This window comes from Lysinibacillus sp. FSL W8-0992, from assembly GCF_038008685.1.
Taxonomy (GTDB): Bacteria; Bacillota; Bacilli; order Bacillales_A; family Planococcaceae; genus Lysinibacillus.
This window is the reverse complement of record NZ_JBBOZQ010000001.1, coordinates 3,616,580-3,636,708: the sequence shown is the minus strand read 5'-3', so window position 1 is coordinate 3,636,708 and position 20,129 is coordinate 3,616,580. Positions and strand designations below refer to the sequence as shown.

The following is a 20,129-nucleotide window of genomic DNA, read 5'->3' as shown; positions in this document are numbered from 1 at the left end:
TAAGTCGTTTTGCGCTTAACTTTTGGATATGCTACGATGCATAGGGAAATGTGTAATGCTTTGATACGCAGGAGGGTTTTTACGAATGTCGAATGTTGATTTATTGAAAATAGAAGAAGCAGTAAAAATGATTTTAGAAGCTGTAGGCGAGGATGTTAATCGTGAAGGATTGCTTGATACGCCGAAACGTGTTGCTAAAATGTATGCTGAAATGTTTAGTGGCTTACATGAAGATGCAAAAGATTATTTTAAAACTGTTTTCCATGAGGATCATGAAGAATTAGTGCTTGTAAAGGATATCCCATTTTATTCAATGTGTGAGCATCATTTAGTGCCGTTTTATGGCAAAGCACATGTGGCTTACATACCAAACGATGGCATTGTAGCGGGACTAAGTAAATTAGGTCGCGCGGTTGAAACAATTGCACGTCGTCCACAATTACAAGAACGTATTACTTCATCAGTAGCGGATACGATTATGGAAATGCTGTCTCCAAAAGGTGTTTATGTTGTAATCGAGGCAGAGCATATGTGCATGACAATGCGTGGTCTGAAAAAACCAGGATCTAAAACCGTTACATCTGTGGCACGAGGCATTTATGAACAAGATGAGGTAAAACGTAGAGAAGTCTTGTCATTTATTCAAATGTCTTAAACTGCTTGTCTAATTATGTTATGATGGACTAAGAATTTGTCGGATTTAAGGAGTGTACAGACAATGGCGCAAGATTATATAGTAATTCAGGCAGAAGAAGATGGCGTACATGTAATAGGCTTAACACGTGGTACGGATACGAAATTCCATCATTCTGAAAAATTAGATGCAGGGGAAGTCATGATTGCTCAATTTACTGAGCACACATCTGCCATGAAAATTCGTGGCAAAGCGCAAATCCATACAGCACATGGTGTTATCCAAAGTGAAGGAAAAAAGTAACGTAGGTATTGTATTGTAGCTTTTATCGGTAAGGTCCATATACAGTGCCGATGATTGTTAGTTATATTGTGCACGGATGCATGACACATACGAGAACAATAAGTATGTGTTCTTGAAACTGGTTTTTACGGGCAAGTAGATTTCCTACCAATTTTTTCTGAGCATTTCTATGGTGGAATTCTACTGCCCGTTCATGTTGGTGAAAGTAAAAACTTTTTATTCCGAAACGATGCTTATGCTATAATGACTCAGTGAGCAAACGTTAAGTCATATAGATGATTAACGTATTTGAAAGTGAAATGGAGTAAGGTCTATGAATGCAACATACATTCAAAATTCAATTGCACAGTTAAAAACAGAGATTTTCATGGATGTTCGTCATAGAACTTTGCAAAAATACACAGGAGTCCCTGTGCTCGATGAAAATCAACTGTTTTACTTGTTAGTTCCCTTTTTGAATGGCGAAGAGTGGCAACAAGAGCAAAGGGAAGCTGCAATAACTGTTGGAATTGTATATGCAGCTCTAGCGGCACATGATCATATTAAAGAACTAGATGCCACTTCAAAAGAACAGCAGCTAACCGTTTTAGCTGGGGATTTTTATAGTGGACGATATTATGAAATTTTAGCAATGTCAGGAAATGTCGCATTGATTCGGAATTTGTCACAAGGAATCGTGACACGCTGCGAACATCAAATCAAAGTATATGAGGCAGAACAGCGTACATTTGAACAATGGTGTTCTTCAATAAGCAATATTGAATCAGGTTTAATTGCAAAGTTTTTTGAGCTTTATGCATTGCATCATTATATTCCATTAATGGAAAAGAGTTTATTATTGTTACGATTAGAAAGAGAATGGGCTATGTATCAGCGTGGACAAAAATCTTTAATGTGTAAAGCGCTTGAACAAAGTGCATTACAGGCAGGCACGACCTTCAATGGCGTCTTACAAGATAAAATTGCCCGCTTAAAAACAGAGCTGTTGCAGGTGATAGACCAAGCATCATTTTTACAAAGTGATGTGAAACAAGCTCTACAAGCACGTGTAGAGGCATCTATTGCTTCTACAAACGGATAAGAGAGGTTTTACTAAAATGGCTAAATCGAAAGAAGAGCACGTTCACGAAGTATTTGAAAGTATTTCGGAAAACTATGATAAATTGAATGGCGTTATTAGCTTCCAAATGCATGTTGGCTGGCGTAACGATACGATGAAGCGTATGGCTGTCAAGCCTGGATCGAAAGCGCTGGATGTTTGTTGTGGAACAGCTGACTGGACAATTGCGTTAGCTGAGGCAGTTGGAGAAAGTGGCGAAGTAAAGGGATTGGATTTCAGTAAAAACATGCTGAAAGTGGGCGAACAAAAAATAACGCCTTATCCGCAAATTGAGCTTATACAAGGGAATGCTATGGAATTGCCTTTCCCAGACGATACATTTGACTATGTGACGATTGGTTTTGGTCTACGTAATGTTCCTGATTATTTGCAAGTGTTAAAAGAAATGCATCGCGTCGTAAAACCTGGTGGCATGGTTGTATGTTTAGAAACGTCGCAATCAGAAATTCCTGGCTATCGACAACTATTCCGTTTTTATTTTAAATTTATCATGCCGATATTTGGTAAAATTTTTGCGAAAAGCTATAAAGAATATTCCTGGTTACAGGAATCGGCAAATAATTTCCCAGGTATGAAAAAGCTAGCGGCAATGTTTGAACAGGCAGGTTTAGAAAAAGTAACGTACAAAGCATACAGTGGCGGTGCTGCGGCAATGCATATGGGCTTTAAAAAGATACGTTAATGGGGGAAGGTTTTCAAGCGTGGAAAAGATGAAGTTAAAACTACTCTATTCCGATTTGAAGTCAGATATTGATATCATCGAACAAGAATTAGAAAAAGCGGTGAATTCGTCTTCGCATTTAATTAACGATGCTTCTCTCCATTTATTACAAGCTGGTGGCAAACGAATCCGACCAATTTTTGTGTTGCTTGGCGCAAAATTTGGCGATTATGATATCGAAAAGATGAAAAATGTGGCTGTGCCTTTAGAGCTCATTCACATGGCGTCGCTAGTGCATGATGATGTGATTGATGATTCCGATATGCGACGAGGACGTCCAACTGTCAAATCCCAATGGAATAACAGAGTAGCAATGTACACGGGCGATTTTATTTTTGCGCGTGCACTTGAATACATCACAAAAATCGAGGACCCACTTGTTCATCAAATTTTGGCACGAACAATGGTGGAAATTTGTAACGGTGAAGTTATTCAAATCGAAGACAAGTTTAGATTGGATCAGGGCTTAAAGGATTATTTCAGACGTATTAAACGTAAAACGGCATTACTTATTTCTTCTAGCTGTGAGATTGGTGCAGTCGCAGCAGGTGTAGATGCCAAAACTGTAAGCCATTTGAAACGCTTTGGTTACTTTGTGGGCATGAGCTTTCAAATAATCGATGATGTATTAGATATTATGGCGACAGATAAAGAATTAGGGAAGCCAGCAGGTAGTGACTTATTACAAGGGAATATTACTTTACCGATTTTGTTATTAAAAGATGATGAACAGATGCAGCCTTATTTAGCAAAAGTGTTTGCGGGAACATTAACAGAGCCCGAGCGCCAAAAAATGTTGCAATATGTGCGTAAATCTGATGCGATTACACAAGCTAATAAAATGAGCGACAAGTATTTAAAAAAAGCTTTACAAGAAATAGATGCTTTACCAAAACATCCAATTAAGAAAAAGCTTCGTGACATCGCTTTGTTTATGGGCAAGCGTAAATTCTAGCTTTTTGTTGTGCTAAAGCTCATTTTTTGTTAATATTTATCGGTAGGTGTAAAACCTGTTAGACGAATTTAAGGAGTGTTTTAAACATGGCAATCGAACAAACTTTTTTAATGGTTAAACCTGATGGCGTAGAACGACAAGTAGTAGGAGATATCGTTGATCGTTTTGAACGTCGCGGTTTCTTATTAAAAGGCGCTAAATTAATGGTAATCCCTCAAGAATTAGCAGAAAAACACTATGCTGAGCATGCTGAACGTCCATTCTTCGGTGAATTAGTAGACTTCATCACTTCTGGTCCAGTATTCGCTATGGTATGGGAAGGCGAAAACGTAATTAAACTTGCTCGTACAATGATGGGTGCTACTAAACCAGAAGAATCTAACCCAGGTACAATCCGTGGTGACTACGCAACAACTGTTTCTCACAACATCATCCACGGTTCTGACTCTCTTGCATCTGCAGAGCGTGAAATTGGCTTATTTTTCGGTGAAGATTTAGTTTAATTTTATAAAATATAGAGCGATATCCATTAACTTGGAGTCGCTCTTTTTTTATTGCTTAAAATAATTTTAAAACAGTAAGCAGTAAGTGTTATCACTTTGCCATTCGTGGGGGTGTAAAATGACGAATCTTGGTTACTGAAGAAGGACTTCGCCTTTAGTTTAATCTACTCTATTTAAATACATAAAGAATTGTTAATAACGACTTCGTCATGTAAAATAAATGATATAATATTCAGATAATTCGTAACTAGTAAATAGTTTCATAAAGCGGTATATATTTTCTACTAAGCAAATAAACTTAAACGTAAATGAATTAAGGGGTATGACAGAATCGTTTTAGAAAAGGGGGATTTATATGAGAGAAGTAGTGATTGTAGCAGCTGTTCGTACAGCGGTAGGGCGAAGCAAAGGCGCTTTAAAAGATGTACGTGCAGATGACTTAGCAGCAGATGTACTACAGGAAGTTATTAAGCGAGCAGGTATCGACAAAGGACAAGTAGAGGATGTTATTTTTGGTTGTGTTACACAAACAGGTGAACAAGGTGCAAATATTGCACGTACAGCTTTATTAATGGCAGGTTTCCCAGAGAAGGTTCCAGGTGTAACGATTGATCGACAATGCGGTTCTAGCCAGCAAGCTGTCCATTTTGGAGCACAAGCTATTTTAGCAGGGGATATGGATGTGGTGATTGCTGGTGGTGTTGAAAGTATGACAAGGGTGCCAATGTTTTCAAATATGCAAACTGCCCATAAAGGAAAACGCTTACAAGAAAATTATCATATTATTCATCAAGGGCTATCAGCTGAAAAAATGGCTGCAAAATGGCAGTTTTCAAAGGACATATTGAATAACTTTGCTTATGAAAGCCATAGACGAGCATTAGCAGCGATAGAGACAGGCCATTTTCAACAGGAAATTATGCCTGTCCATATAACACAAGAGGATGGAACCGTTACTACATTTGAAGTCGATGAAGGACCTCGCGCAGATACGACCATCGAACGATTACATGACTTGAAAACAGTTTTTCAAGAGCACGGAGTTATTACAGCTGGCAATGCAAGTCAAATGAGTGACGGTGCATCCGCTGTCGTGCTAATGTCGTTAGCAAAAGCACAGGAGCTAGGTATTCAACCGCTTGCAAAAATAGTGACACGCGTTGTAATAGGGTCAGATCCAACGCTTATGCTTACGGGCCCAATCGAGGCTACGAGACAAGCCTTAAAACGCTCAGGACTGTCAATTGAAGACATTGATACGTATGAGGTGAATGAAGCTTTTGCCCCTGTTCCTCTTGCTTGGTTACATGAAATTGGTGCAGACCAAGCAAAGCTAAATCCAGATGGCGGAGCAATTGCTTTAGGACACCCACTAGGTGCTACTGGTACAAAGTTGTTAACGACGATGTTATATCGGATGCAACGTGAAAACTTACGCTATGGCCTACTCGCTATTTGCGAAGGTATGGGGATGGCCAATGCCACAATTATTGAAAAAATGTAAAGGGGTTGGGTTCTATGAAATGTCATGACGTTGTCGCGATTGTAACAGGTGGTGCATCAGGCTTAGGAGAAGCGACTGTACGAAAAATTGTTAACGAAGGCGGCAAAGCGGTCATTTTCGATGTTAATGATGAAAGAGGGCATAAAATCACGCAGGAATTAGGCGAAAGTGTTCGCTACGCCCGCGTTGATGTGACACAGGAGGCAGATGTAGCTGCTGGGCTGGAGCATGCTATCGCAACATTTGGTCGAATTAATGTGGCGGTTAACTGTGCGGGGATTGCTGATGCAAGTAAAGTGATTTCAAAACGTGGAGTACATGCACTTGAGCTATTTTCTAAAGTAATTTCAGTTAATTTAATAGGCACATTTAATGTCATTCGACTTGCAGCCGAAAAAATGCAGCAAAACGAGCCCGACGAAGATGGACAACGAGGCGTTATTATTAATACAGCATCGGTTGCCGCTTTCGATGGTCAAATTGGACAAGCAGCTTATAGCGCTTCAAAGGGCGGAGTTGCTGCAATGACATTGCCGATTGCACGTGAGCTTGCAGATTTGGGAATACGCGTAATGACCATTGCGCCAGGGTTAATCGAAACGCCGATGTTTGCGTCATTAGCAGAGCCAGCTCGCACGGCACTAGCTAGTATGACGCCATTCCCCAAACGTCTTGGAAAACCATCTGAGTATGCGATGCTTGTGGAAAGTATTATTCATAATGTCATGCTCAACGGTGAGGTTATTCGCCTTGATGGTGCGATACGAATGCAGCCAAAATAATGTTTAAAAAGTTTTTAGTGCTTGTGAAGTAAATGGATTCATTCTTAAATGTAAATATCTTTTTTGTAGCAGCAGTCGGCTTTGGTGTTAAAGCAAATAAAATGTGAAAACGAAAGGGAGCGATATTATGCATATGATGGATACACCTTTACTATTAACAAGTTTTTTAAATCGAGCTGAGCGATATTTTCATGCGAAGAAAATATATTCGCGTACTAGCGCTACAACAATTCATGAGTTTACCTATAAAGAGTTTGCCAAGCGTACCCGTAAATTAGCGGATGCTCTTACGACACTTGGTATGGATCGTGGTGTAAAAGTTGGTACTTTTGCTTGGAATCATCATCGCCATTTAGAGGCATATTTTGCTGTACCGTGTGCAGGGGCTGTGCTGCATATGATAAATATTCGACTAGCGCCTGAACATATCGTGTATGTAATTAATCATGCAGAAGATGATATTTTACTCATTGATGAAAATTTAGTGCCTGTCATTGCACCCATTGTGTCACAGCTTAAAACGGTGAAGCATTTTATTATCATGGGGGATGATGTTGAGTTAGAAAATTCGCCATTACCGAATGCTCTTTCCTATGAAGAACTTCTTGCAGTGGCAAATGATGATTTTGTCTTCCCAGATGATATTGATGAAAATGCACCAGCTGGTATGTGTTATACGAGTGCAACAACAGGCATGCCAAAGGGGGTTGTCTATACACATCGCAGTATAGTCCTTCATAGTATTACAGCGGGACTTTCTGATAGCATAGCAATATGCGAGCGCGATGTAGTGTTACCAGTCGTACCAATGTTTCATGCCAATGCCTGGGGCTTACCGTTTGCTAGTGTGTTATTTGGAGCGACGCAAGTATTACCAGGACCGATGTTTACGCCACAGCTATTACTCGATTTGTTTGAGCAGTACAAAGTAACGTTGACAGCGGGGGTTCCAACTATTTGGTTAGGCGTTTTACAAGAACAACTCCAACAGCCACGAGATTTATCTTCCTTACGTTCGATTATTTGTGGAGGTTCTGCATCTCCAATTGGTCTTGTGCGCAGCTTTGAGGAGGAGCAAAACATTCCGTATTATACAGGCTACGGTATGACAGAGACATCACCGCTTGTTAGCTTATCAACATACTTATCACACATGCAAAACTATACGACAGACGAAAAAATGCACGTTCGAACAACGCAAGGGATAACGGTACCTCTTCTTGATATGCGCATTGTAAATGAACATGGTGAGGTACCTTGGGATGGCAAGACAATGGGCGAAATTACATTAAGAGGCCCTTGGATTGCTAATGAGTATTATAAGGATGAGCGCACAACAGAAGCCTTTAAAGATGGTTGGTTATACACAGGAGATATTGCGGTTATGACGCCTGATGGATATATTAAAATTACAGATCGTACAAAAGATTTAATTAAGAGTGGTGGCGAATGGATTTCGTCAGTGGAGCTTGAAAATGCTTTGATGTCACATCCGAAAGTATTTGAAGCGGCAGTGGTGGCAATACCACATGAAAAGTGGCTGGAACGACCATTGGCATGTGTTGTTCTGAAACCTGAGCATAAAGACTCGATTACAAAGGAGGAGCTGTTGGACAGTTTGCGGTCACAGTTCCATAAAACATGGATTCCTGATGATGTAGTCTTTTTAGATGAAGTACCGAAAACATCTGTCGGAAAATTTATGAAAGCAAAGCTAAGGGAAAATTTAAAAGACTATCGTGTAGAAATTTAACTATCAATGAAAGCGTAAATTGACCGTCTTCATTTTAGAGTAGCGATAGAAGGCATCAAGAAGTGAAAACTCGATGCCTTCTTTTCGTTTTTGGAACGGATGGTTGCGATTTCTGTACTGAAAAGCGAGCATTCTCCCATTAAAAAGAGAATTGATTGAAGAACTTTCAAAAAAGGAAACTATTTTTTAGTTTTATCGTATAATCTATATAGATAGGGGGAAGAGAAAAAATGGAAATTGCTATTGTTGCTATTATTGGCGGCATTATGGTCGCTTTAGCTGGAATATTTACCGATGCACGTACAAAAGGGCAAAAATTAAAATTAAAAACAATTGAACAAGAAGTTGAATTAGAAAAGCTAAGATTGGAATCATATACAAAAGAAACAGAAAAATTACGACTAGAATTAGAACATTCGAAAGTGCTACTACTAGAAGAAAAGAAAAATACGACAAAGTAACATTGAATACAAGGAAAGACTATTTCAGTAAAGGCATTTTTCCGCTATAATGGAAATACGACGCTAGAGGGGAAGATGACTGTATGTCTGATTATGAACAATTTGTTGAAGGTATTAAGCGCAAAACTGGAATTGATTTAGCGTTATATAAAGAAGCGCAAATGAAAAGACGATTGACCTCACTCTACGAGAAAAAGGGATATCGTAATTTTGTTGATTTTCTAAAAGCACTCGAGCAAGATCGTGATTTGATGAATGAGTTTTTAGATCGAATGACGATTAATGTGTCTGAGTTTTATCGAAATGGAAAGCGCTGGGAAGTATTACAAAAGAAAATTTTCCCGAAGTTACTACAATCCAACAAGCGTTTGAAAATTTGGAGTGCTGCATGTTCAACTGGAGAAGAGCCATATTCATTAGCAATGGTATTATCGCAATTAGTACCATTATCGCAAATTCAAATAATCGCCACTGATTTAGATGAAAATGTAATTCAAAAGGCAAAGCTAGGTGTTTATCCGGAGCGTTCTTTAGCAGAGGTGCCAAAAGATATTCAAGCAAAGTATTTTGAGCAAGAAGGAAACTTCTACCGAGTTAAAGATGAAATTAAGCGCTGTGTCACATTTAAAAAGCATAATCTGCTTAACGATCATTACGATTCTCATTATGATCTAATCGTATGTAGAAATGTTATGATATACTTTACGGAAGAAGCAAAGGATCAAATATATGCGAACTTCAGTAAAGCATTACGACAAGATGGCATATTATTTGTAGGATCAACGGAGCAAATTTTTAATCCATCTCGTTACGAATTTGAAGTAGAGGATACATTCTTCTATCGAAAAAAATAATTAATTAAATGATGAAAAGCTTTCGTACAGTAAATAAGATGACTGTCACGTACATAAATTGCCAAGACACTAGACATAGATGACCGTACGCTTTTCGCTTGCATAAGCAAAAAGCGTATTTTTTATTAAAGTAAATCGGTTTCACGTTAAAAAATCTTGGACTTATTGTGTGGCACTTAAGCTAGTTAAAAAAACCTCTTTTTTTAAATAAATCGTTCAGAATATTCGCATATAATGCTATGCTGTCTATCTTTATTGATTTATGAATACGTGCTATGACATTTGCAAAAGGACTGTTTTTTTAGAGAATATATGTTATAGTGAAAAATACATACTTTAGCGAGTTGAAGGGAGAAAGCGTTTATGCGTTACTTAACAGCAGGAGAATCACACGGACCGCAATTAACTACAATAATTGAGGGTTTACCGTCACTTTTACCAATTACAGCAGAAAAAATTAACCATGATTTAAAACGTCGCCAAGGAGGTCATGGCCGTGGTCGTCGTATGCAAATCGAAACGGATACAGTAGAAATAGTAGGTGGTGTTCGCCACGGACAAACACTTGGCTCTCCTGTCGCGTTAGTTGTCACAAATGATGACTGGAAGCATTGGACGAAAATTATGGGCGCGGAACCATTAGCAGATGATGTTAATCCTGATGATATTAAACGTCAAATTTCACGTCCACGTCCAGGACATGCTGATTTAGTAGGAGGCATGAAATATGGCCATCGAGATTTACGAAATGTTTTAGAACGTTCTTCTGCGCGTGAAACGACTGTCCGTGTTGCAGTTGGGGCTGTTGCGAAAGCATTATTAAATGAGCTAGGTATTTCAATTGTGTCACATGTAACGGAAATCGTAGGCATTAAAGCAGACACGTCTGTAATTGAAGGAAAGACTGTAGATGAAATTCGCACAATCGTCGAAGCAGATCCTTGCTACTGTGTAGATCCTGTTGCTTCAGCAAAAATGGTTGAGGCAATCGATGAAGCGAAAAAAGCAGGCGATTCTATTGGCGGTGTTGTTGAAGTAATCGTTGAAGGTATGCCAGCTGGTATTGGATCTTATGTTCATTACGACCGTAAACTAGATGCAAAATTAGCAGCAGCAATGTTGTCTATTAATGCTTTTAAAGGTGTTGAATTTGGTATTGGTTTTGAAATGGCTCGCCGTAAAGGTTCAGAAGTACATGACGAAATCATTTGGTCCCAAGAGCATGGCTATACTCGTGCTACGAATCGCCTTGGCGGCTTAGAAGGCGGAATGTCTACAGGCATGCCGATAGTTGTTCGAGGTGTTATGAAGCCAATTCCAACATTATATAAACCATTGCAAAGTATTGATATAGAGACAAAAGAACCGTTTAAAGCAAGCGTAGAACGTTCAGACAGCTGTGCAGTACCAGCAGCTTCAGTCGTAGCTGAACATGTTATTGCCTGGGAAATTGCCAACGCAATTATGGACCAATTTCATGGAGACCAACTACCACAATTAAAAGCACAAATTGAAGAACAACGCCGTTACGCAAAGGAGTTTTAATATATGCGTGTACCAGTAGCAACAAAATCACATCAATATGAGGTAGTGCTTGGGCATAATTTTTTAGCCGAAGCAGTGAAAACATTTGATGATAAACTGCAAAAAGCAGATAAGCTTATTGTTTTTACAGATGCCAATGTGTGGGCAGCCCAAGGGGAATATTTCAAGGGGAATTTCCCATATGCGTTTGAGGTATTTGTGCTACCAGGTGGTGAGGCTTGTAAAACATTTGAACAATACAATGCAGCACAAACTTTCTTGCTTGAACAAAAATGTTCACGTAAATCATTTATTTTTGCATTTGGTGGAGGCGCAGTTGGAGATTTAACAGGCTTTGTTGCAGCTACATATATGCGTGGAGTGCCCTTTATCCAAATACCAACGACGATTTTAGCGCATGACTCAGCAGTAGGCGGTAAAACAGCTATTAACCATCCACTAGGCAAAAATATGATTGGTGCTTTCTATCAACCAGAAGGGGTAATTTATGATACGGTCTTTACAGAAAGCTTACCTGAGCGTGAAGTGCGTTCAGGTACAGCAGAGGTCATTAAGCATGCGATGATATCAAATGCCATTTGGCTTCAAGAGCTAATGGCTGCAGATTCAGTTATCCATTTTAGTACATCTGAATTGGCCAAACATTTAAAAGCTGGCATTGAAGTAAAGGCGAAAATTGTATCTGAAGATGAAACAGAGCAGTCAGTGCGCAAATATTTAAATTTGGGTCATACATATGGCCATGCAATAGAAGCAGCTGCGGGTTATGGTAAAGTTGCACATGGTGAAGCGGTGATGATTGGTCTTGTGTATTGTCTATTATTAAGTGAACGATATGGTAAGTTGAATCGTGAATTCACAACAGCATTTTTACGTTTTGCGCTGAATAATGGCTATCCTTTTGATGCGGTGAATGATTATACATTTGAACAATTAACAGACTATTTATTAAAAGATAAAAAAGCGGAATACGGTGTCCTACAATTTGTGTTACTCGAAGAAATTGGGAAGCCTTTTGTGCGACCAATTGAGTTAGCAGAATGCAAAGAGGTAGATGCTGAATTCCGACAGCTATTAGCGGAGGTGCTTGTATGATTCGTGGACTTAGAGGTGCAATTACAATTGAATTGGACAAGCCAGAGCTTGTATGGGATGAGACAGCGAGATTAGTGCGTGAGGTTGTGGCAGCAAATCATGTGGAGATAGAAGATATTGCATCAATCGTTATTTCAACGACACCAGATATTACATCGGCGTTTCCAGCACGTGCTGTAAGGTTAATGGACGGCTGGCAGTATGTGCCTGTTATGTGTATGCATGAAATGGATGTGCCAGATGCCCTGCCATTATGTATTCGTGTTTTAATCCATGCGAATGTGGAAATGGCACAAAAAGATGTTCAGCATATTTATTTAAATGATGCTGTGAAATTAAGACCAGATTTAGCCCAAGCTAAATAATAAGAGGAGATGTTTGAGATGAAATGGAAACAACAATTGGACGGTATGCAAGCATATAAGCCAGGTAAACCAATTGAAGAAGTACAACGTGAATTTGGCTTACAAGAAGTCGTAAAGTTAGCATCAAATGAAAACCCATTTGGTTGCTCACCTAAGGTAACAGCATATTTACAAAATAGTGCAGTAAACTATGCAATCTATCCAGACGGCTATGCACAAAATTTACGTTCAGCTGTGGCAAAACATGTTGGTGTCAAAGAAACACAGCTTCTTTTTGGAAATGGTTCAGATGATATAATTGCAATTCTTACTCGTGCTCTGTTGTATCCAGGTGTGAATACAGTCATGGCAGATCCATCATTCTCACAATACATTCATAATGCTGAAATTGAAGGTGCGGAAGTTCGTAAAATTCCTTGTATTGAAGGTGCACACGACTTAGACGCAATGGCAGCAGCTATTGATGAACATACTTCTATTGTGTGGGTATGTAGTCCGAATAATCCAACAGGTGTAGTCATTGCAGATACAGATTTACGTGCATTTTTAGCGAAAGTACCAAGCGATGTGCTTGTAGTTTTAGATGAAGCGTATATCGAATATGTGACGCATCCAGGTCATAAAGAAACGCTACCTTTAATTGATGAGTATCCAAATGTGATATTAATGCGCACATTTTCTAAAGCATACGGTCTTGCCGCATTCCGAGTAGGCTATGCAATTGGTCAACCAGAAGTCATTTCAAAACTGGATCCAGTACGTGCACCGTTCAATAATACAATTTTAAGTCAAGCTGTAGCGGCGATTGCATTAAGTGATCAAGACTTTTTAAAAACTTGCTGTGCAGCAAATGAAATAGGTAAAAAACAATACGTTGATTTTTGTGAAAAGCATAATTTGAAATACTACCCATCTGATACAAACTTTATTTTCTTTAACACGAATGCTGATAGTGATGTTGTTTTCCAAGAGCTTATGAAGCGTGGTTTTATTATTCGTAGCGGTAATGCTCTAGGTGCGCCAGGTTTTATCCGTGTAACAATTGGTACGGAAGCACAAAATGCAGCATTATTAGAGCATCTTGAAGAAGTGTTAAAAGAACAAGGGGTTTTTGCATGACACGCAAAGTGCTCGTTATTGGTTTAGGCTTAATTGGGGGCTCGATTGCTCTTGCTTTACAAAAGGCACCTGAAACTAAAATTATTGGCTATGATATGGATGAAAAAACCCGTGAACATGCCAAAACATTAAACATTGTTCATGATATTGTGACAGATCCAAAAGACGTTGCAGCAGAGGTAGATATCATTATTTTTGGAACGCCTGTCAACGCTACGCTCGAGTGGATGGAACAATTAAAAACATGGCCGTTAAAAAATAAAGTTATTGTAACAGATACAGGTAGTACGAAAAAAATGATTATGCAAAAAGCCGGGGAGCTACGTGAGCTTGGTATTACGTTTATCGGTGGACACCCGATGGCAGGCTCTCATAAAAGTGGTGTATTAGCTGCCAAAGCGCATCTTTTCGAAAATGCGTATTATATGCTGACACCACTCGCAGGCGAAGAAATTATTAATATGGCTCAGCTAGAAAGCCTTTTAAAATTCACACATGCCAAAGTTGTTAGTGTATCCGCACGTGAGCACGATCATATGACGGCTGTAGTTAGTCACTTTCCGCATGTTATTGCTGCATCTCTTGTGCATCAATTAGGCGGGGAAAATGGTGAATACCCAATGACACGCTCACTTGCAGCAGGGGGGTTCAGAGATGTGACACGTATTGCATCCTCTAATCCGATTTTGTGGCGTGATATTACACTTCAAAATCGTGATGAATTAGTAGCACAGCTTGAAGGCTGGCAAACTGAAATGGATCGTGTCAAGGAACTGCTATTAAATGGTAGCTCAGCAGACATTGAAAGTTATTTCGCTATTGCTAAAGAGCTACGTGATGAATTGCCAATTAGTGCTGGAGCAATGTTTACTTCGTTTGACTTGTACGTAGATGTTCCTGACTATCCAGGGGTGATTTCTGAGGTAACAGGCCTACTAGCAGATGAAGCAATTAGCATTACAAATTTACGAATTGTAGAATCACGTGAAGATGTTTTCGGTATTCTTGTGATTAGCCTGCAAAGTGAAAGTGATCGTGAACGTGCCGCAGCATGTATTCAAAAGCGAGCAAACTTTGAAACGTATATTTCATAGATTAGTGCATTAACGTCTCATAAGAGGCGATGAATGGCTAAATACAATGAAGAAAGCGTCGATATATCGGCGCTTTCTATCTTCATATGGAGGCGAGAGATAATTATGAGTGAAAAAGTATTACAATATAATAAACCATCTTTACAAGGGCTATTAACAATCCCTGGTGATAAATCTGTTTCACATCGTTCTGTCATGTTTGGGGCGATTGCAACAGGGAAAACAACGGTTGACGGCTTTTTACTTGGTGAAGATTGTTTAAGCACTATTGATTGTTTCCGCAAGCTTGGTGTGAAGATTGATGTGGACGGTACAAATGTAACAATCGAAAGCGCTGGTATGGAAGCTTGGCAGGAACCTAGCGAGGTGCTTTACACAGGGAACTCTGGTACAACAACACGCTTAATGCTCGGGATTTTAGCTGGCTCCAATGTACATAGCGTGATGACAGGAGATGCATCTATCGGTAAACGTCCGATGCGACGTGTGATTGATCCATTACGTCAAATGGGTGCTCACATTACAGGTCGTGCGGATGGACAATATACACCACTTGCCATACAAGGTACAAAGCTACAAGCTATTGACTATCAAATGCCTGTTGCTAGTGCACAAGTAAAATCAGCTATTTTACTAGCAGCTTTACGTGCGCAAGGTACAACAATTGTACGTGAAACAGAGGTGTCCCGTGATCATACTGAGCGCATGCTACGTCAATTTGGGGCGCAAATAACTGTAGCAGATGGGGTAATTACTTTTGAAGGCGGACAAACACTTTCAGGTACACATGTGTCAGTGCCAGGCGATATTTCATCAGCAGCATTTTTCTTAGTAGCAGGTGCAATTTGTCATGATAGTAAAATTGTCTTAGAAAATGTTGGGGTGAATCCAACGCGTGACGGTATTATAGAAGTTCTTCAGAACATGGGAGCCTCTATAACAATAGTAGCTAATGAAGACGGTCAATCTGAGCCAACTGCAACAATTACTGTTGAAACGTCTACGTTAAACGGAACTATTATTCAAGGGAATATGATTCCGAGATTAATCGACGAAATTCCAATTCTTGCACTTTTAGCAACACAGGCTCACGGTAAAACAATTATCAAGGATGCTGAGGAGCTCAAAGTCAAAGAAACGGATCGCATTACTGCCGTGGTGGATGAGCTGAAAAAACTAGGTGCTCATATTGAAGCAACTGAGGATGGTATGATTATCGAAGGACCAACGCCATTATATGGGGCAAGCCTGAAAACATACGGGGATCACCGTATCGGTATGATGGGCGCTGTGGCAGCGTTAATAACGGATGGGGCAGTGACATTAGACGATGCAGAATGCATCGCTGTTTCCTATCCGTCGTTTTTCGAGCATGTTGAGTCTGTGAAGAAATAGTCAACACTTGACTCCCCAATCCGTTTGGGGAGTTTTTTCTTGTTTCAAAAGAAAATATTTTGTAGCATAAAGATATACATGAAAGAATAGGTGAATGACTGTGAATAATGCAATGACGGAAATGATGCAAGCACTTGAGCAAGGGGATTTAGCTTTAATAGATCAGCTTCTAGAATCTTTTTTAATGAAGGAATTACCTGAGGAAATATACGCACTAGCGGAAGTTTTTATGCAATATGGTTACATGAAAGAAGCGGACCGTGTACTGGAGCATCTGCAATTTTTATTCCCAGAGGAGGCACAACTAAAAATTGACCGTGCCAACGTCTTAATGGAGCTTGGTGATGAGGACGAGGCATTAGACATGTTGTTAGCAGTCGAAGATACAGCCCCAGAGTATCCGCAAGCATTACTAGTGCTAGCCGATTATTATCAAATGCAAGGTTTATTTGAAGTGGCAGAAAAGCGCATTAACGAGGCGTTAGCGATCTTACCTGATGAGCCACTACTACATTTTGCTAAAGCAGAGTTATTATTTGAGACAGGACGTTTTCTAGAGGCTGCGCGCCTTTACGAAGAATTACATGAGCAACAAGAGGAATTTGCAGGCATCAGTCTCGTTGAACGACTAGCTGAAGTATATCGTGCGGGCGCTGCCTATGAAACAGCTTTAGACTATTATTTAGCAGCTCTAGATGACGAAGTGAAGCCAGATACTTTATTTGGTGCTGCATATGCTGCGTTCCAATCGCAAAAATATGAATTGGCGATTAAGCAATTAGAGGACTTAAAAGAATTAGACCCTGACTATTTCTCAGCTTATTTATTGCTAGCGGAAAGCTATGCCATGACAGAGGACAATAAAAAAGCTTATGCAGCTATTAAAGAAGGCTTGAAGCGCGATGAGTACGATAAATCATTATTCTTATTTGCTGGTAAAATGGCATTAAAAAACGCTTTGCCAGAAGAAGCAGAAAATTATTTGCGAGAAGCAGTTGCGTTAGATCCTGAGTATATGGAAGCCGTGCTAACGCTTATTTCCGTATTTACGCAACAAGAACGCTATGAAGATGTCGTTGAATTATTTGAGACATTACAAAAAAATGATTTTGAATGGATAACTTTATATCCCTACGCTGCAGACGCATATGCAAATTTAGAATTGTACGACCGTGCATACGAATTTTACCGTTTGGCATATACTGATTTTAAGGAAGACGCAGCATTTTTAGAAAAATATGTTTATTTCTTATTAGAAGAAGGCAAGCGTTCAGAAGTTAAAGAAGTTCTCGGTCATTTAATCAAGCTTCAACCAGGTGAACCACAATGGCAAGAGATGTTAGAAGGCTTAGAATTAGAGTAAAGGAGGGAGTGGGTATGACTGCTTCTGTATCAGTTGTCGATAAAAAAGCATTTGTTCGCTGGTTTTTGAAAAATTACCAATTAAAACGTCGTGAGTGTGTATGGATTTTAAATTACTTATTAAGTAATGATGAGTTGTTAAAACGAATACGGTTTGTAGAAGAAGCGCACTATTGTCCTAGAGCTATGGTGATGTCTACAGTAGACTCAACAGGTGTACCATTTCGTTTTTATAAAGGCAATGTGATGACAGCAGATGCTGAAAAATCGTTCCATGACTTACGTTTACATGAACAAGAAGATATGTATATACAACTGAACTTTCCAAATATACCGCCAAGTGCACAATACTTAGCAGTTCTTGAAGAAAACCCTTATATGCCAGAAACATTAATTGTTAGTGAAAAAGACCGTTTACTGGCAGAAGAGTTACTTTCCAATAGTTTACTCGTATTCCAAGAAGAAAAATTACTTGCACAAATTGATGAAGCATTAGATAAAGGCGATGAAGAACGATTTTATGAATTGTCTAATTTGTTACAAGTTTTAAAAGAAACTGCTAATTTACAATAGTCTTAAGTCAATAGGTAAAAATTGAATGCCCTTTATCCACCTCTATATGGTAACATGACTAGTGAATGATTGTTTTCACTTTTTATTGGTTATCCTATAAAAGAGTGGAAAAGGGCATTTTTATATTTGTAACAGTAGGGGGGTTATTGGATGTATTTTAATGCTAACGATGTGACATCGTTTTTAGCGCAGAAGGATTTTATCGATACGGCAATTATTCCACTCGTAGGAATCGATTTTAGTGCTGAAAAATTGAAGCAAAGTGGTGCAGAATCAGATTTTTTGTTATCGCTTACAGCTTTTATCGAACAACAGTTTAAAGGCCGCTTACTAGTCATGCCACCATTTTCGTATAGTACTGCTTTAAAAAGCGAAGAAATGCCAGTGCAATTAGAAACACAATTACATACTGCTGGCTTTAAGCATGTGTTCTTCATTACTTGTGACCATTTTTGGACAAATATTGGAGATGTTGTAAATATTATTTGGTTACCGGCTATTCCACTAGAATCCATGGATATGAGCGTGAAAAATACCATTCTCGAAGATCAGTTACGTCAAGTAATACCTGCATTTTCGACCAAATGGTCACAAATTTAGCAATTTGTTTCAATAAATGTTCACATTCTCCAGGTTTCCACAGAATGCTATATTGACCAAGCTATGGACTTGATATATCATAGATATGTCCTAGTATTACTATTTGTAAAAGTATGTCCGTTGGACTGACCTTTAAAGTTAGAGGGGGGAAAAGGATGAGTAACAATCGAGTTTCACGTCGTCAATTTCTAAGCTACACACTTACTGGTGTTGGCGGATTTATGGCGGCAGGTATGTTGATGCCAATGGTTCGTTTTGCAATTGACCCAGTTTTACAAAAGCATGAGGGTGGGGATTTTATCAAAACGGAACATAAAGTCGCTGACATCAATGCAGAGCCAGTTAAAGTTGACTTCACATTTGAACAAGTTGACGCTTGGTACAAATCTAATGTTACAAACGTAGCTTGGGTTTACAAAGAAGGCGACCAAATAATTGCTCTATCACCTGTTTGTAAGCATTTAGGATGTATGGTGGACTGGAATGGCGATTCAGCACACCCAAATCAATTCTTCTGTCCTTGTCATGCAGGGCGTTACGAGAAAAACGGGAAAAACATTGCAGGTACACCGCCTCTAGGTCCGTTGGATGAATTTGAAGTACAAGAAAAAGATGGTTATTTAATGATTGGTCCAGCAAGAGCAAATACTCTAGTTTAATTTGTAAGGGGGTACGAATTCAGTGCTAAACAAAATTTATGATTGGGTCGATGAACGATTAGATATTACACCGATTTGGCGTGATATTGCCGACCACGAAGTGCCAGAGCACGTGAACCCTGCACACCATTTTTCAGCATTCGTTTACTGCTTCGGTGGATTAACATTTTTCATCACAGTAATTCAAATTCTATCTGGTATGTTCTTAACAATGTACTATGTACCAGACGTCGTGAATGCTTGGAAATCAGTTTATTATTTACAAAACGAAGTAGCATTTGGTGAAATCGTACGCGGTATGCACCACTGGGGAGCTTCATTAGTAATTGTAATGATGTTCTTACATACGCTTCGTGTATTCTTCACAGGTTCTTATAAGAAACCTCGTGAGTTAAACTGGATGGTTGGTGTAGGTATTTTTGGTGTAATGATGGGTCTTGGCTTTACAGGATACTTATTACCATGGGATATGAAAGCATTGTTCGCTACTAAAGTAGGTATCGAAATTGCGGCATCTGTACCATTTATTGGTTCGATGATTAAAGTATTATTAGCGGGTGACAGTACTATTCTTGGTGCTCAAACGTTAACACGATTCTTTGCGATTCATGTATTCTTCTTGCCTGCAGTATTGTTTGGGTTACTTGCAGCACACTTTATCATGATTCGACGTCAAGGAATTTCAGGGCCGTTGTAATAATTCTTGACGGTTCGATGATTTTTTAAAGGAGG

The 20,129-nt window shown here is 39.2% G+C and carries 22 protein-coding genes; all 22 read left to right on the top strand.

The genetic code is table 11. From position 1 onward, the window contains the following. Window positions 1-85 precede the first annotated feature (85 nt). The 22 genes from folE (at window position 86) to qcrB (ending at window position 20,094) form a co-directional block, all read left to right on the top strand. Window positions 86-655 (top strand): GTP cyclohydrolase I FolE, encoded by a 570-nt coding sequence (gene folE / locus NSQ74_RS18270; protein ID WP_173478452.1) that lies wholly within the window; start codon window positions 86-88, stop codon window positions 653-655. 63 nt (window positions 656-718) lie between these two features. Beyond that, complete coding sequence (gene mtrB, locus NSQ74_RS18265) at window positions 719-937, top strand: trp RNA-binding attenuation protein MtrB (protein WP_010858802.1); 219 nt, start codon at window positions 719-721, stop codon at window positions 935-937. Window positions 938-1,250: 313 nt separating this feature from the next. Continuing rightward, the gene (locus NSQ74_RS18260) at window positions 1,251-2,018 is read left to right on the top strand and encodes a heptaprenyl diphosphate synthase component 1 (protein ID WP_340825214.1); all 768 of its coding nucleotides are present in this window, start codon (window positions 1,251-1,253) and stop codon (window positions 2,016-2,018) included. 16 nt (window positions 2,019-2,034) lie between these two features. Beyond that, entirely contained in the window at window positions 2,035-2,739 is a 705-nt protein-coding gene (locus NSQ74_RS18255; RefSeq protein WP_340825212.1) for a demethylmenaquinone methyltransferase, read from the top strand. Between the two features lie 19 nt (window positions 2,740-2,758). Next, window positions 2,759-3,733: a heptaprenyl diphosphate synthase component II gene (gene hepT, locus NSQ74_RS18250; protein WP_340825211.1), complete on the top strand. Its 975-nt coding sequence runs from the start codon at window positions 2,759-2,761 to the stop codon at window positions 3,731-3,733. An 86-nt stretch (window positions 3,734-3,819) separates the two neighbouring features. Continuing rightward, the gene (gene ndk / locus NSQ74_RS18245; protein ID WP_340825209.1) at window positions 3,820-4,236 is read left to right on the top strand and encodes a nucleoside-diphosphate kinase; all 417 of its coding nucleotides are present in this window, start codon (window positions 3,820-3,822) and stop codon (window positions 4,234-4,236) included. A 355-nt stretch (window positions 4,237-4,591) separates the two neighbouring features. Continuing rightward, window positions 4,592-5,740: a thiolase family protein gene (locus NSQ74_RS18240; RefSeq protein WP_340825208.1), complete on the top strand. Its 1,149-nt coding sequence runs from the start codon at window positions 4,592-4,594 to the stop codon at window positions 5,738-5,740. A gap of 14 nt (window positions 5,741-5,754) precedes the next feature. Next, window positions 5,755-6,522, top strand: a complete 768-nt coding sequence (locus NSQ74_RS18235) for a 3-hydroxyacyl-CoA dehydrogenase (protein ID WP_340825207.1) — start codon at window positions 5,755-5,757, stop codon at window positions 6,520-6,522. A gap of 127 nt (window positions 6,523-6,649) precedes the next feature. Further along, window positions 6,650-8,275 carry a long-chain fatty acid--CoA ligase gene (locus tag NSQ74_RS18230; RefSeq protein ID WP_340825206.1) on the top strand — a complete coding sequence of 542 codons (1,626 nt, stop codon included), beginning with the start codon at window positions 6,650-6,652 and terminating at the stop codon, window positions 8,273-8,275. A 230-nt stretch (window positions 8,276-8,505) separates the two neighbouring features. Next, complete coding sequence (locus NSQ74_RS18225; protein ID WP_340825205.1) at window positions 8,506-8,736, top strand: hypothetical protein; 231 nt, start codon at window positions 8,506-8,508, stop codon at window positions 8,734-8,736. Window positions 8,737-8,819: 83 nt separating this feature from the next. Further along, window positions 8,820-9,590 carry a CheR family methyltransferase gene (locus NSQ74_RS18220; RefSeq protein WP_340825204.1) on the top strand — a complete coding sequence of 257 codons (771 nt, stop codon included), beginning with the start codon at window positions 8,820-8,822 and terminating at the stop codon, window positions 9,588-9,590. Between the two features lie 363 nt (window positions 9,591-9,953). After that, on the top strand, window positions 9,954-11,135 hold the full coding sequence (gene aroC / locus NSQ74_RS18215; protein ID WP_340825203.1) for a chorismate synthase: 1,182 nt from the start codon (window positions 9,954-9,956) through the stop codon (window positions 11,133-11,135). A 3-nt stretch (window positions 11,136-11,138) separates the two neighbouring features. After that, window positions 11,139-12,230, top strand: a complete 1,092-nt coding sequence (gene aroB, locus NSQ74_RS18210) for a 3-dehydroquinate synthase (RefSeq protein ID WP_340825202.1) — start codon at window positions 11,139-11,141, stop codon at window positions 12,228-12,230. Then, window positions 12,227-12,595 carry a chorismate mutase gene (aroH, locus tag NSQ74_RS18205; protein ID WP_340825201.1) on the top strand — a complete coding sequence of 123 codons (369 nt, stop codon included), beginning with the start codon at window positions 12,227-12,229 and terminating at the stop codon, window positions 12,593-12,595. Before aroB ends, aroH begins: the two co-directional genes overlap by 4 nt. A gap of 18 nt (window positions 12,596-12,613) precedes the next feature. Beyond that, complete coding sequence (gene hisC, locus NSQ74_RS18200; protein ID WP_340825200.1) at window positions 12,614-13,714, top strand: histidinol-phosphate transaminase; 1,101 nt, start codon at window positions 12,614-12,616, stop codon at window positions 13,712-13,714. Then, window positions 13,711-14,808, top strand: coding sequence for a prephenate dehydrogenase (locus NSQ74_RS18195; protein ID WP_340825198.1), 1,098 nt, complete (start codon window positions 13,711-13,713; stop codon window positions 14,806-14,808). The genes hisC and NSQ74_RS18195 overlap by 4 nt, the downstream gene beginning before the upstream one ends. Before the next feature lie 105 nt (window positions 14,809-14,913). Beyond that, window positions 14,914-16,203, top strand: coding sequence for a 3-phosphoshikimate 1-carboxyvinyltransferase (gene aroA, locus NSQ74_RS18190; RefSeq protein ID WP_340825196.1), 1,290 nt, complete (start codon window positions 14,914-14,916; stop codon window positions 16,201-16,203). Window positions 16,204-16,297: 94 nt separating this feature from the next. Continuing rightward, window positions 16,298-17,566 carry a tetratricopeptide repeat protein gene (locus NSQ74_RS18185; protein WP_340825194.1) on the top strand — a complete coding sequence of 423 codons (1,269 nt, stop codon included), beginning with the start codon at window positions 16,298-16,300 and terminating at the stop codon, window positions 17,564-17,566. A 14-nt stretch (window positions 17,567-17,580) separates the two neighbouring features. Then, a complete protein-coding gene (locus tag NSQ74_RS18180; RefSeq protein WP_024364265.1) occupies window positions 17,581-18,138 on the top strand; it encodes a ReoY family proteolytic degradation factor in 558 nt (185 codons plus the stop codon). A gap of 150 nt (window positions 18,139-18,288) precedes the next feature. After that, complete coding sequence (locus NSQ74_RS18175) at window positions 18,289-18,738, top strand: DUF2487 family protein (RefSeq protein ID WP_340825193.1); 450 nt, start codon at window positions 18,289-18,291, stop codon at window positions 18,736-18,738. Between the two features lie 155 nt (window positions 18,739-18,893). After that, on the top strand, window positions 18,894-19,397 hold the full coding sequence (locus NSQ74_RS18170; protein WP_340825192.1) for a ubiquinol-cytochrome c reductase iron-sulfur subunit: 504 nt from the start codon (window positions 18,894-18,896) through the stop codon (window positions 19,395-19,397). Window positions 19,398-19,419: 22 nt separating this feature from the next. Next, window positions 19,420-20,094: a menaquinol-cytochrome c reductase cytochrome b subunit gene (gene qcrB, locus NSQ74_RS18165; protein ID WP_024364262.1), complete on the top strand. Its 675-nt coding sequence runs from the start codon at window positions 19,420-19,422 to the stop codon at window positions 20,092-20,094. Window positions 20,095-20,129: the final 35 nt, after the last annotated feature.

Bases quoted from the DNA above. Each gene is read 5' to 3' on its own strand.
- folE (WP_173478452.1), top strand. From the start codon at position 86: ATGTCGAATGTTGATTTATTGAAAATAGAAGAAGCAGTAAAAATGATT.
- mtrB (WP_010858802.1), top strand. From the start codon at position 719: ATGGCGCAAGATTATATAGTAATTCAGGCAGAAGAAGATGGCGTACAT.
- NSQ74_RS18260 (WP_340825214.1), top strand. From the start codon at position 1,251: ATGAATGCAACATACATTCAAAATTCAATTGCACAGTTAAAAACAGAG.
- NSQ74_RS18255 (WP_340825212.1), top strand. From the start codon at position 2,035: ATGGCTAAATCGAAAGAAGAGCACGTTCACGAAGTATTTGAAAGTATT.
- ndk (WP_340825209.1), top strand. From the start codon at position 3,820: ATGGCAATCGAACAAACTTTTTTAATGGTTAAACCTGATGGCGTAGAA.
- NSQ74_RS18240 (WP_340825208.1), top strand. From the start codon at position 4,592: ATGAGAGAAGTAGTGATTGTAGCAGCTGTTCGTACAGCGGTAGGGCGA.
- NSQ74_RS18235 (WP_340825207.1), top strand. From the start codon at position 5,755: ATGAAATGTCATGACGTTGTCGCGATTGTAACAGGTGGTGCATCAGGC.
- NSQ74_RS18230 (WP_340825206.1), top strand. From the start codon at position 6,650: ATGCATATGATGGATACACCTTTACTATTAACAAGTTTTTTAAATCGA.
- NSQ74_RS18225 (WP_340825205.1), top strand. From the start codon at position 8,506: ATGGAAATTGCTATTGTTGCTATTATTGGCGGCATTATGGTCGCTTTA.
- NSQ74_RS18220 (WP_340825204.1), top strand. From the start codon at position 8,820: ATGTCTGATTATGAACAATTTGTTGAAGGTATTAAGCGCAAAACTGGA.
- aroC (WP_340825203.1), top strand. From the start codon at position 9,954: ATGCGTTACTTAACAGCAGGAGAATCACACGGACCGCAATTAACTACA.
- aroB (WP_340825202.1), top strand. From the start codon at position 11,139: ATGCGTGTACCAGTAGCAACAAAATCACATCAATATGAGGTAGTGCTT.
- aroH (WP_340825201.1), top strand. From the start codon at position 12,227: ATGATTCGTGGACTTAGAGGTGCAATTACAATTGAATTGGACAAGCCA.
- hisC (WP_340825200.1), top strand. From the start codon at position 12,614: ATGAAATGGAAACAACAATTGGACGGTATGCAAGCATATAAGCCAGGT.
- NSQ74_RS18195 (WP_340825198.1), top strand. From the start codon at position 13,711: ATGACACGCAAAGTGCTCGTTATTGGTTTAGGCTTAATTGGGGGCTCG.
- aroA (WP_340825196.1), top strand. From the start codon at position 14,914: ATGAGTGAAAAAGTATTACAATATAATAAACCATCTTTACAAGGGCTA.
- NSQ74_RS18185 (WP_340825194.1), top strand. From the start codon at position 16,298: ATGACTGTGAATAATGCAATGACGGAAATGATGCAAGCACTTGAGCAA.
- NSQ74_RS18180 (WP_024364265.1), top strand. From the start codon at position 17,581: ATGACTGCTTCTGTATCAGTTGTCGATAAAAAAGCATTTGTTCGCTGG.
- NSQ74_RS18175 (WP_340825193.1), top strand. From the start codon at position 18,289: ATGTATTTTAATGCTAACGATGTGACATCGTTTTTAGCGCAGAAGGAT.
- NSQ74_RS18170 (WP_340825192.1), top strand. From the start codon at position 18,894: ATGAGTAACAATCGAGTTTCACGTCGTCAATTTCTAAGCTACACACTT.